At 56.3% G+C, this 12,368-nt stretch carries 8 protein-coding genes; 3 read left to right on the forward strand and 5 right to left on the reverse strand.

What is annotated here, in order from left to right; genetic code table 11:
* Positions 1 to 24: 24 nt before the first annotated feature.
* From ychF to pdxR, 5 genes are all read right to left on the reverse strand, one after another.
* Positions 25 to 1,122: a redox-regulated ATPase YchF gene (ychF, locus tag N655_RS0105415; RefSeq protein WP_026442169.1), complete on the reverse strand. Its 1,098-nt coding sequence runs from the start codon at positions 1,120 to 1,122 to the stop codon at positions 25 to 27.
* A gap of 36 nt (positions 1,123 to 1,158) precedes the next feature.
* Positions 1,159 to 2,091, reverse strand: a complete 933-nt coding sequence (locus tag N655_RS17470) for a winged helix-turn-helix domain-containing protein (RefSeq protein WP_044934036.1) — start codon at positions 2,089 to 2,091, stop codon at positions 1,159 to 1,161.
* Between the two features lie 162 nt (positions 2,092 to 2,253).
* Positions 2,254 to 4,005, reverse strand: a complete 1,752-nt coding sequence (dnaG, locus tag N655_RS0105425; protein WP_026442170.1) for a DNA primase — start codon at positions 4,003 to 4,005, stop codon at positions 2,254 to 2,256.
* A 49-nt stretch (positions 4,006 to 4,054) separates the two neighbouring features.
* Positions 4,055 to 4,912, reverse strand: coding sequence for a tRNA glutamyl-Q(34) synthetase GluQRS (gene gluQRS / locus N655_RS0105430; protein WP_238324512.1), 858 nt, complete (start codon positions 4,910 to 4,912; stop codon positions 4,055 to 4,057).
* Between the two features lie 57 nt (positions 4,913 to 4,969).
* Positions 4,970 to 6,409 (reverse strand): MocR-like pyridoxine biosynthesis transcription factor PdxR, encoded by a 1,440-nt coding sequence (gene pdxR, locus N655_RS17475; protein ID WP_049961267.1) that lies wholly within the window; start codon positions 6,407 to 6,409, stop codon positions 4,970 to 4,972.
* Positions 6,410 to 6,725: 316 nt separating this feature from the next.
* Between pdxR and N655_RS0105445 the strand changes: the two genes are divergently transcribed.
* The 3 genes from N655_RS0105445 (at position 6,726) to N655_RS0105455 (ending at position 12,321) form a co-directional block, all read left to right on the forward strand.
* On the forward strand, positions 6,726 to 8,348 hold the full coding sequence (locus N655_RS0105445; protein WP_238324514.1) for an amidohydrolase: 1,623 nt from the start codon (positions 6,726 to 6,728) through the stop codon (positions 8,346 to 8,348).
* A gap of 16 nt (positions 8,349 to 8,364) precedes the next feature.
* Positions 8,365 to 9,000 (forward strand): FMN-binding negative transcriptional regulator, encoded by a 636-nt coding sequence (locus N655_RS0105450; protein ID WP_081823589.1) that lies wholly within the window; start codon positions 8,365 to 8,367, stop codon positions 8,998 to 9,000.
* 81 nt (positions 9,001 to 9,081) lie between these two features.
* Positions 9,082 to 12,321 (forward strand): TonB-dependent receptor, encoded by a 3,240-nt coding sequence (locus tag N655_RS0105455; protein WP_049961268.1) that lies wholly within the window; start codon positions 9,082 to 9,084, stop codon positions 12,319 to 12,321.
* The last annotated feature ends 47 nt before the right edge of the window (positions 12,322 to 12,368 follow it).

Here is a 12,368-nt window from a genome sequence, read left to right on the forward strand (position 1 = left end):
TAGCGCTTGCAGGTAAAAATCGATTTATACATTGAATTTAAAGAACAAGATATCTCCGTCGCGGACGATATATTCCTTCCCCTCGGAGCGGTAGAGGCCTTTTTCCTTGACTGCCTGCTCGCTGCCCAGCGCGAAGAGATCGTCGCAATGATACGCCTCGGCGCGAATAAACCCGCGTTCAAAATCCGAGTGGATAACGCCGGCGGCCTGCGGGGCCTTGGTTCCGCGGCGGATGGTCCAGGCCCGGGCCTCCTGCGGACCGGCGGTGAAGTAGGTAATCAGGTCCAGTAGTTTGTAAGCTGACCGGATGAGGCGGTCCAGTCCTGGCTCTTCCAGCCCCATTTCCTGCAGAAATTCGGCGCGCTCGGGGGGATCAAGCTGCGCAATTTCGGCCTCCATGGCACCACAGATGCGGACGACCTGACTGCCCTCTTCTGCCGCGCGCTTTTCCACGGCTGCTACCCATTCATTGCCGGAGCGGAGCCCGGATTCATCCACGTTGGCAACATAGAGGACCGGCTTGGCCGTGATGAGCTGCAAATCGCGCGACGCGCTCCTTTCCTCCTCGGTCAACGCCACCACCCGGGCAGGCCTTCCCTCCTGAAGAGCATCGCGAAGCTGGGCAAGCGCTGAGGCCTCGGCCTTCACCTTCCCGTCCGTGGAATTCTTTGCGACCTTCTCCACCTTGGCATAGCGCTTTTCCACCGTTTCCAGGTCCGCTAGCAGGAGTTCTGTATTGATGACGTCCACATCATCCAACGGGCTGACCTTCCCAGCGACATGAATGACATTAGGATCATCAAAGCAGCGCACGACATGGGCAATGGCGTCGGTCGAGCGGATGTGCCCGAGGAACTGGTTGCCCAGACCTTCACCCTTGCTGGCCCCCGCAACCAGCCCGGCAATGTCTACGAACTCCATGGTGGTGGGCACGACACGCTTGGGCTGAAAGATGGCCGCAATCTTGTCCAGACGGGGGTCGGGCACGGTGACGACACCGACGTTCGGGTCAATCGTGCAGAAAGGATAGTTGGCTGCCTGGGCTTTGGCCGAGGTGAGCGCATTGAATATTGTGCTTTTTCCTACGTTGGGCAGGCCAACGATCCCGCAATTTAGTGGCAAGGCTTTGTTCCTTTACAAAATAGGCACATCTCTCGGTCACATATTTGTGTGACCGTGGCGCATTTCTTCGTTGAAGGTCGGCTTGGTAATATCGAGCGCAGCCTGCAGCTTGGCATGATATTCCTCGGTCAGCGCAATCAGCGCGGGCAAGGCCGTGGCATAATCCTCGCGGAGAGAAATCCAACCCTGCTTCTCCAGGTCCGTGGCCATGCGCTGCAGCTCTTCCGGAGTGGTGTTCAGATACTGCGCATCGCGCGGATCTGCAATCCAGACCGGCTGGCAGTTACCCAGCACACCGGAAAGCCAATATGTTTTGAGCTTCAGAAACTCCATGCGCGACTGGTCGTCCGTGTCTGTAAAGAAAAACTTCTTCTGCCAGCGGCTGTAGTATCGGGTGGTCACAGGGACCGGCTGCCGGTTTCCGCTTCTGAGCAATTCAAGTTGTCCCTGGTCAAAAGTCTTGCGAATGGCGTTGTAAATGAACGTCTCCGCATAAGGCTGCTCGGGGGCCGGAACGATTTCGGCAAAGGTGACCGTCATGCTGGCGGAGACCTTCGCATGCAGCGGAGAATTTGTGCCGTCTTCCAGATGGACGATGCCATGGACGATATACGTGTCCGCACCGGAAGTCGAGCGATGGAAAGGCCAGCCAAAATCGCTGAACCGGACCGGGAGTCCGGCCAGTGTAACGTATGTGTTTGGCCGTGGATTGCGCAGGCGTTTGGCCTCTTCGCGCAGGTGCGAAGTCATTTCCGGCAGAAGATGTGGTTTTTCAAAATCAAAGGCATCGCTCAGCTCAAGCTGCAGGGTACGCTCCGCAGGTGCATCGGCAGAAAGCGCCAACTTGAAGATCGCGGTGGGGTGCCCGTTGAAGTCCTTGCCGGCTTCGGCAGAGAGGACGGTCAGACCGGCCTCGCGCGCGGCCTTTTCCAGCATGACCGTCAAAGCTGTTACCAGGTTCGTACTCATCACAACTTCTATTCTACTTGGCAGAGGGGACATTACGCAGCGTCGGCGGCCCGTCGCCGCCGGAAGCGGCACGGCATTGTAAAGCAGGAGGAAAATGCGAGTGCAGGCGCCGCGTTCCTGATGGGACAGCGTGCCTTCAAAGGAAAAGCACCTGACCAGGATTCATGCACGCAGGTCGCGGTCCACCTGCATTTTTTCTGCGGTCAAGCGTAAAACCGAGGCGCTGTCTCCCCTCCGTTCGGCCTCAGCAATGGCAGTGCGAAGCTCTCGCTGGCGGCGCTCCAGATAGCGACGCCGCAGGGTTTCAAGTGCCGCGGCAACGTGTTCTGTATCCAGCGGAGACAACTCGTCCATGAGCGCCTGGGCCAGCAGGCTGCGGTCGCGCGGATCGGCAAGGACATCCATTGGCTCCTGTGCATTACGGTGCCGCAAAAGACCAAGAATGTGGGAAACGGTAAGTCCTGCAAAGTAGGTCCCATTTGCGTCGAAAGCTGCCGCGGCAGCCTGAAATTCAGCACTGGCTGGGGGAGAAGCCAGCGCCCGCAGCATCATCTTTTCCGCCTCACTGACAGCGGGCCTGGCACTGGCGAGAGTATCGCGTCGTTTGGCCGCGGCCTGTTTCAATTCCTCGCGGACCAGTGCGGAATCAATGCCCAGCTTCTGCGCGGCGTCGGCGGCAAATTCATCCCGGGCAATACGGTTGGGTATGCGCCGGATATGAGGAAGCAGAAAATTAAGCGCCTCGATTTTTGCGCTGGCTGTGTTCGGGGGATAAAGCTGCCGCGCCCGTTCCACAAGATAGTCCTGATACCGCTTTGCTCCACGCAAGGCAGCAATGTAGGCCTTCGGTCCCTGTTCCCGGATGTAGCGGTCAGGATCGAGCCCACCTTCAAGCGTGACTACGCGCACTTGAAAGCCTTCTTCGGTCAGAAGGGCGATGGACTTTTCTGCAGCGTTGGCACCGGCCTTATCGGGATCAAAGTTCACGATCACCTGCTTTGTATAGCGGCCCAGCAGACGCACTTGCGCTTCAGTAAACGCAGTGCCGCTGGTGGCAATCACATTCCGCACGCCCGCCAGGTAGGCCGAGATGCAGTCCATCTGGCCTTCGACCAGGACGGCAAAATTCAACTCGCGGATGGCCTGCCGCGCCTTGTCAAGATTAAAGAGCACATTGCTCTTGGAGTAGAGCGGGGTTTCCGGCGAGTTGAGATATTTGGGGCCGGCCTTTTCGCCTGCTTCAAGCGCACGCGCCGTAAAAGCAATGATGCGCCCAGATTCGTTGGCAATGGGAAACGTGACGCGCTTGCGAAAGCGAGAATAGAGCGGCCCCGGCGATCCGTCCTCCTGCTCCCTGAAGGAAAACAACCCGGAGAGACGCAGTATTTCTGTGTTTGCCAGGGCCTGCATCCGCTCGCGCAGGGCATGAAAATTGTCCGGTGCATAGCCAATGCGGAAGGTCTTCATATCTTCGGGCCTAAGGCCGCGTCCGCTAAGATATTCCCGGGCGAGGGCCCCTTCCGGCGAGCGCAGCTGCTCTTCAAACCACGTGCAGGCAATCTCATGAAGTTCCAGAAGCCTGGCCCGCAGGCGGCCTTCCTGCGCCTCTTCCTCTGAGGAGAACTCGCGTTTTGGCAAAGGGATGCCGCATTTCTGCGCGACAAACCGCACGGCCTCAGGAAAGCTGACGTTTTCTATCTTCTGGATGAAGGTGAAGACGTCTCCGGAGACGCCGCATCCGAAACAATGAAAGAATTGCCGCGTGGAATGGACGGAAAAGGACGGCGTTTTTTCTTTGTGAAAAGGACAGAGGCCGCTGTAGTTCTGTGCGCCGGCCTTGCGCAGACGCACGTATTCGCCGATGATCCTGACGATGTCGGCCTGCTGTTTTACTGATTGTGCAAAGTCTGACACAAAAGCAAGTCTAAGAATACAGGGGCTGCCTCTCCTCTGCGAGCATCTTTCATGATTCAAACATGCTGATTACTTCCTCTGGCCATACGCCTTTCTCACGCAGGCGCCTCAAGGAAAGCGCGTCATGGCGCTTGGCCAGGCGGCGGCCGGTTTCATCCCGCATCAACGGACAGTGATACCAGGCTGGAGGGTCCAGTCCCAGGGCACGATAGAGCAGAATCTGCCGCGCCGTAGAGCGTAGCAGGTCGGCACCGCGCACGACTTCGGTGATGCGCATGGCCGCATCATCGACCACAACGGCAAGCTGGTAGGAAGGAAGATCATCGCGCCGCCAAATAAGGAAATCACCGAAATCACGTCCGGCCATATAGCTCCGCCGTCCAAAATGACCATCGTGAAAAACGATCTCCTCACCATCCGGAACACGAAAGCGCCAGTTCAGCCCTATGGGCGATGCAGGCAGGGTGATTTTCTCTGCGGGGCGGCAGGTCCCCGGATAGACAGGTTCATCGTCTTCCTCATGCGGGGCCTGCGCACTGCGGGCCAGGTCCTTGCGCGAGCAAGAACAGGGATACACCAACTGCGCCTCGACCAGATGCCGCCATGCCTCCACATACAGGTCGCGACGGCGACTTTGCTGGTATGGAGCATAGAGACCGCCGATGTCAGGGCCCTCCTGCCAGCGGATGCCTAGCCAACGCAGGTCTTCAACCATGGCACAGGCATATTCTGGCTTCGAGCGCTGGGAATCCAGGTCTTCGTCGCGCAACACAAGGGTCCCGTTTGCAGCAAGGGCGCGCTGATAGGCAGTCCAGAATGTACGCGCATGGCCAAGGTGCAGGAATCCAGTCGGCGAAGGCGCCAGCCGGCCGCGATAGCCTCTCATCACAGGAGCTATTTGGCTCATCGGTGTTGTTTGCATCCCAGAATCAATCCTACGGCTCGTCTTCCACCTGCTTTTCTTTTATCCGCCTCCTCTGGCAACGCTTTTTTCTAAAACCTCAGCAATTTTCCCCAGGCTTCGCTGAATCACCTTTGGTTCAAAGGAGGTAAATCCGAACAATAACCCGGACCGCGACCGCGTGATTGCGTATCGGGACAACGGCGGGACATCAAAGCCGTGAAGTCGGAGCTGCTCCGATGCATGTGCATCGTCCGTCGTTGGGGGAAAGAGTCCAGCGATGTTCATCCCACCGTCCTGAATGGGAAATTCCAGCGGAAGCCCATATCGGGAGACGGCATCGAGAAAGCTTTCATGCCGTTCGGCGTAATGGCGGCGGCAACGGCGCAGGTGCGTATCGAAAGCCCCGCTTTCCATAAACTCGGCCAGGGTGGCCTGGTCCATCAATGGGCCATGGTCTTCAGCAATATGCTTCAGGCTGGCAAATCGATCGACCAGCCCCGGCGGGAGAACCACGTAACCAATCCGGAGCGAAGGAAACAAGATTTTGCTAAATGTGCCGACGTAAATGACACGCCGGTGTTTATCGAGATTCTGGAGGCTGGGCAAAGGAGGATTGCTGTAGCGGAATTCTGAATCATAGTCGTCTTCGATGATCCAGGTCCGCAGGCGGACCGCCGTTTGCAACAACAGCAGCCTCCGTTCCAGAGACATGCAGATGCCAAGAGGAAACTGCCGTGAAGGCGTTACATAAATGAAGGACAGAGATTTCAGCTCGGGTCCGGGCAGAACAATGCCCTCCTGATCGACCGGAGCAGGAAGGACCTCTGCCCCGGCCTGCCGAAAGGCCAGACGCGCGCCCAGATATCCGGGATCTTCCATGTAGACGCGGCTTCCAGGCTGGAGCAGCAAATGTCCAAGGAGAAATAACGCCTGCTGCGATCCGGAGGTAATCACAATTTCGCGCCAGTCGCAGCGGACCCCTCTGCTGTCACGGAGATACGCTGCAATGTTCTGACGGAGCTTATCGAATCCCGAAGAAAAGATGGACTGGTAATGCAGAAGATTCGGGTTTTGCTTGAGCACGCGGCCGCGATGACGGTTCCAGATTTGAAGAGGAAAGAGACGGACATCGGGCTGGGAGGGGCGAAAGGGCAACGGAGCACGAAACTGGAGATGAGGCCCTGCACCCTCAAGGCCCGGCGTTTTGCGCGGGGCCCCGCGGACAGAACGCTGCAACTGAAAAGCCTGGGCTGCCCTTCCTACATAAACGCCGCTGCGCAGCTCGCTTTCCAGGTATCCCTCACCGATGAGAACGTCGTAGGCCGCAATCACTGTATTGCGCGAAACACGCAGCGTCGCCGCCAGCTCTCGGCTTGAGGGCATCCGCTCACCAGCCCGAAGCTCGCCACGCTGGATCATCATCTTCAACTGCATGGCCAGGCTGGACTGTAAGGAAGACCCATGACTGCGATGAATGTCAATTGTTTCCAGGGTCTTCATAAAGCAAAAGCTGGACCTAGTATAACGTCATTTTCTGGACCTTTACTGGGACCACAGTTCAGGATACTTTTTCACCAATCCACCTCTCCCGAAACTGTCTGTCGGTCTTTCATGGCTTTGCTTGTTTCTAACTTCAGGGCCGGGTAGATACGGTATGGTTGCGTCATCAGATTTTCATTCCGGACGGGAAACTCTTCCGGAAAATACAAGCGTTCTCTAGGTAGACCGAGGAGTGATGCAAAAACAACTACTGTTTCTCTGTGGAACTCTCCTGACATCTCTTTCACCGATGTACAGGGCACCTGCTCAGGTGGACATGATTGCGACACACGGAAAAATCTGGACGGAAAACCCCAGTCAGCCAGAGGCCGAAGCCATTGCGGTGAGCCATCACCGGATTGTGGCGGTGGGAAGCTCCGAGATGGTCAGCAAACTGGCCGGACCCGGAACCAAAATTTTGGACCTTCAGGGACGCCGCGTGGTCCCTGGCTTTAACGATGCCCATGTTCATTTTTTCTGGGGTGGACAAGGCCTTGCCAGTGTGCAGTTGCGCGATGTCACAAGTGAAGCCCAGTTCCGTCAGAGAATTGCCGACTTTGCCCGTACCCGCCCCAAAGGCGAATGGATTGTGGACGGCAATTGGGACGAGGAAAAATGGTCGCCTGTCCGGCTGCCGACCCATGAGCTGATTGATGATGTGACACCGAACAATCCGGTATGGGTGAACCGCTCTGACGGCCATATGATGCTGGCCAATGCCCTCGCCATGAAACTGGCCGGCATCACGAAAGCAACAAAAGATCTTCCCGGCGGCGTAATTGTGCGGGACAAGGACGGCAATCCGACAGGCATTTTCAAGGATGCGGCCAAGGACCTGATTGAGAGGGTCATTCCACCGCCTACCGATGCGCAAATTGATACCGCACTCCTGGCAGCGCAGAAATACGCGCTGGAAAATGGCGTGACCAGTGTTCAGGACATGGGCTTCACCGGAGCCAAAGCGGCTGACATGCAGGCCCTGGTTGTGCGCGGTTATCAGCGCCTGCTTGAAGAAGGCAAACTCAAAGTCCGGGTTTCTGCGCGGTTTCCTCTCAGCCAGTATCACCGGTTGGCAGACCTGGGGATTATGACGAATTTCGGCAACGACCATCTGGTACTTGGCTCCTTGAAGGCCTTTGCCGATGGTTCCCTGGGATCAGCCACTGCCTGGTTCTTCCAGCCCTATGACGATGCTCCAGACACCAGCGGCGTGCCCAGTGACGAACTTCGAAATCCTGAGCAAATGTATGCAGAAATGGTCGCCGCAGACCGGGCAGGACTACACATTGCTACCCATGCGATTGGCGACCGGGCCAACAAAACCATTCTCGACATGTATGAGCGGCTGGAAAAAGAAAATGGTCCAGCTGACCGCAGGTTGAGGATTGAACATGCACAGCATCTGCGCCCAGAAGACATTCCACGCTTTGCGCAGTTACACGTGATTGCCTCAGTGCAGCCCTACCATTGCATCGACGACGGCCGCTGGGCGGAAAGGCGCATTGGCCCGCAGCGGGCCCTGACCACTTATGCATTTCGCTCGCTGCTGGATGCAGGGACCACGCTGGCTTTTGGTTCTGATTGGTTTGTCGCGCCAATGAACCCTCTGGCGGGAATCTATGCGGCAGTAACGCGGCGCACACTGGACGGAAAACATCCAGGAGGCTGGATCCCTGAACAGAAAATCACCGTGCCGGAAGCCGTACATGCTTATACGGTCGGCTCGGCTTATGCGGAAAGTCAGGACAGCGAAAAAGGGTCTCTTGAAGCCGGCAAGCTGGCGGACTTCACCGTGCTGTCAGAAGACATTTTTCACATCGACCCCGTGCGGATTCAGGACGTGAAGGTCGAAATGACCGTCTCCGGCGGTGAGATTGTGTATCAACGCTACGAACCGTAGCTGAGAGGTGAAGCAGATGTTTGTTCGGCCATGTTGGCGGCCACTTTCAGAGCAGGATGCATTGGAATTGATCGAGAAGAACCCCTGGGCGCTGCTGGTCAGCAACGGAGCGAAGGGTCCGTTGGCGACGAACCTGCCCTTGTTGTTCGATCACAGGCGCGAAGACAAAACGGTGTTAGTAGGGCACCTTGCACGGGCCAACGAACATGCGCTCCTGCTGCAAGAGAGCAGTGTTCCGCATCTTGCCATCTTCGAGGGGCCATACAGCTATGTAACAGCGAGTTGGTATCCAAACCGCGACATGCCGTCTACCTATTACTACACAGCGGTGCACTGCTACGGACGGATCAAGATACAGGATGAGGCCGCGCTGGATGCATGCGTCGAATGGCTTACACAGGTGATGGAGGCTCCAGTGCCGAGAGGATGGCAGACCCATGAGATTGAACGGGAGGCCATAACACGCCGCTATAAGGCCATCGTTGGCTTTGAATTTCACATCGATCGAATCGAAGCGAAATTCAAACTGGGCCAGGATGAGCCGTTGAAAGATGCTCTGGCAGTAGCAGAGCATCTGGAAAAACGCGGCCGGGAAGAGGATGTGGCATTGGCCGCCATGATCCGCAGGCAGAATTCCGGCCGCAAAGAGTAATCACTCACAGTGAAGAACGAGGAAGCAAAAGAGCAAAAACAGGCAGCAAAGCAATAAATCTTAATCTTTGGGGGATACGCCATGAGAAAGCGCAATTTGCAACTTATCATCATGCTGCTGACGATGTGTTTCTCAGCACATTTTTCTCTTCAGGCCCAGATTGAAAGTGGCAGCATCCATGGTCAGGTCATAGATTCACAGGGAGCCTCCGTGGCAGGAGCTACGGTTACGGCCATCAACGTCGGCACCGGCGTTTCCATCATGACGAAGACGAACGACAGTGGCTCCTATGTTTTTTCGACTCTGCACCCGAGCCGCTATAAGATCGAGGTCCAAAAAGAGGGTTTCAAGATCGAGGTCAACCCTGATGTTGACCTGCATGTGCAGGACAAACTGGAGGTCAATTTCACGCTTTCCGTAGGATCTTCTAATGAGACCGTGACCGTGAATGCGAGCTCCAGCATGAACCTGGATACTTCCGCCGCTGTGACCACAACAGTGGACCGTCACTTTGTAGAAAACATGCCGTTAAACGGACGCAGCTTCCAGGCGCTGATTGCGCTTACTCCCGGAAACGTGACCGCGAAGACCTACTACACCAATTCCGGACAGTTCAGCGTCAACGGCCAGCGTACTGATGCCAACTACTTTTCCATTGATGGTGTGAGCGCGAACGTGGGCATTACGCAGGGAAGCAATGTTTATCTTGGTTCCGCAGGCGCGGGAGCGGCCCAGGCTACAAGTAACAATGGCGGTTACAATAACCTGGTCTCTATCGACGCCATGCAGGAGTATAAGATCCAGACTTCGTCCTTTGACCCGGAATACGGACGGACGCCAGGAGCACAGCTGTCCATCGTCACTCGCTCGGGAACCAACCAGTTCCATGGAACAGCTTTTGAATATATCCGGAACGATATCTTTGACGCTAACAACTGGTACAACAACAACGCCGGTCTACCGCGGCCTGCAGAAAAGCAGAATGATTTTGGCGGCGTATTTGGCGGCCCCATCTGGCGGGACAAGCTGTTCTTCTTCTTCTCTTACGAGGGCCTGCGGCTGCGCGTGCCGGAGTCGCGGCAAGACATTGTGCCTTCTACTTCACTGCGCGCACGGGCCGATTCCGTGGTGGCCCCACTGCTCAATGCATACCCACTGCCGAGCCACGGGCTGCCCGGGTATCCAAACAATGATGCTCCCGGCGCAGACACAGCTATCTTTGCAACGACATTTTCTAATCCCTCAACGCTGGATGCGACCAGCCTGCGGCTGGACTACGCCATCAGCTCGAAGCTGACCGCGTTCATACGCGGGGACTATGCCCCATCGAACGGAGCACAGTATGGCGCCTTCGACTTCTACACGCGGTCCACGCTGAGCCATACCATCTCCAACGTAGATACGACAACGGCCGGCCTTACTTACATACCAACGGCCAGTATTGTGAATGATTTTCGCTTCAATCTCAGCCATGCGAAAGGCGCAACGGTAGTGAATGCCACCAACTTTGGCGGTGCTACCGTTCCTTCTGATTCTTATCTGTTTCAATCCAACCCGGCCTACTCAACTGCGGACTCAGTATTTGCCGTCTTTTTCAACGACGGCAGTACCGACTATTACGTAGGCAACGACGCTACCAACCATCAGCGGCAGTTGAATTTTGTAGACACCGTGAGCTGGGCCAAAGGTCGGCACAATATGAAGTTCGGCGTGGACTACCGCCGCCTGACGCCGAAGAACGGTTATCGTCCCTGGGACATCTCCTATGACTTCGATTCGTTTGCCGCGTTACTGACGCACGTCCCGGTCTACGCCGGGGTGGATACGACAGACACGACTGAGTTGCGCCCCATCTTCTATGATCTGTCCTTCTTTGCGCAGGACTCCTGGCAGGTCTCTCCCAGGTTCACGATGACCTATGGCGTACGCTGGGACTATGATCCGCCCCCGGGCGAAGATTCGGGGCATCCCTTCTATACCGCCTTGAACCTCAATGACCCTGCCAATGTGGCCCTGGCTCCGAAAGGCACTCCGCTATGGCATGCAAGCAAGCATAACTTTGCTCCGCGCCTTGGAATTTCCTATGTGCTCCGCAACACTCCGGGCAGAGAGGTTGTGCTGCGGGCGGCAGGCGGCATCTTCTATGGCCTGGGCAACCAGCAGGGTGCACAGGGGACCCTGGGTTTCCCCTATTCCCGCAGCAAATATCTCTACGGGGCTGACGGCACATACCCCGTAAGTCAGGCCAATGCTGCTCCTGTACCTTTTACTCTTGATCCCCCTTACAGCTTCGTCTTTGCTTTTGAACCGGACCTGAGAGACCCGAAAGTCTATCAATGGAATGTTTCTCTTGAACAGGCATTGGGGGAATCACGCGCTTTCCAGATCGGCTATGTAGGCAATGTGGGTTCTGATCTGCTGCGACGCGACATGCTGCAACCTGCGATGGGAGGCAATCCCAACTTCCAGTATCTTGATGTCGTGACCAATCAGGGATGGTCAAATTATCACTCCCTGCAAGCCCAGTTCCGGCAGCGGATGTGGAGGCATGTACAGGTGCTTGCTTCCTATACCTGGGCCCACGCTCTGGACAATGGCTCCAGCGTGGCGCTGCCCAATCCCTACTACACGGTTTACAACCCGGACCTTGACCGCGGAAACTCGGACTATGACGTGCGCAACACCTTCTCCGCAGCAGCAAGCTATGAATTACCGGGGACACACACGAGCAACCATTTTGTAAATTATCTGACCAATGGATGGGCGGTGGACAGCCTCTTCCGCTCCAACTCAGCACAGCCCGTCAATATCACCACCGGGCAATATTCCTTCGGACTGGTCTGGAACAACGACGCCATCAATCAGCGTCCGGACGTTGTGACCAGTGAACCGCTTTACATTTACGGACCTGCATGTGCGGCCGCAAATGGTGGAGCACGCTGCCCAGGCGGAAAACGTCTGAATCCTGCTCATTTCTCTACTCCTGCAAGTACATTCACACAGGGCAATCTGGGGCGGAACCAGTTGCGCGGCTTCGACGCGGTACAGGAAGACCTTGCCCTTCGCAGGACTTTCCCTATCCGCGAAAGTGTCTCGCTCGAATTTCGCGCTGAGGCGTTCAATATCTTTAACCATCCGATGTTTGGCGACATTGGCACACAATCGGATGGTCGCAATCTGCTGAATAATTCCCTGTTTGGGATTTCTGCGCACAGCCTCGCTGATAGCCTTGGCTCCGGGGGAGCAGATGGGGGATTCAGCAGCCTCTATCAGATTGGGTCTCCACGCTCCATGCAATTTGCGCTCAAATTGAAGTTTTAAGCTGTCGGAACAGGGGTACAGGAAACCGTGCTGTACCCTCTGCAAAT

Source organism: Pseudacidobacterium ailaaui, assembly GCF_000688455.1.
GTDB lineage: Bacteria > Acidobacteriota > Terriglobia > Terriglobales > Acidobacteriaceae > Pseudacidobacterium > Pseudacidobacterium ailaaui.

Coding starts and splice junctions, on each gene's coding strand:
- N655_RS0105455 (WP_049961268.1), top strand. CDS start 9,082: ATGAGAAAGCGCAATTTGCAACTTATCATCATGCTGCTGACGATGTGT.
- pdxR (WP_049961267.1), bottom strand. CDS start 6,409: ATGAAGACCCTGGAAACAATTGACATTCATCGCAGTCATGGGTCTTCC.
- N655_RS17470 (WP_044934036.1), bottom strand. CDS start 2,091: ATGAGTACGAACCTGGTAACAGCTTTGACGGTCATGCTGGAAAAGGCC.
- gluQRS (WP_238324512.1), bottom strand. CDS start 4,912: ATGAGCCAAATAGCTCCTGTGATGAGAGGCTATCGCGGCCGGCTGGCG.
- N655_RS0105450 (WP_081823589.1), top strand. CDS start 8,365: ATGTTTGTTCGGCCATGTTGGCGGCCACTTTCAGAGCAGGATGCATTG.
- N655_RS0105445 (WP_238324514.1), top strand. CDS start 6,726: ATGATTGCGACACACGGAAAAATCTGGACGGAAAACCCCAGTCAGCCA.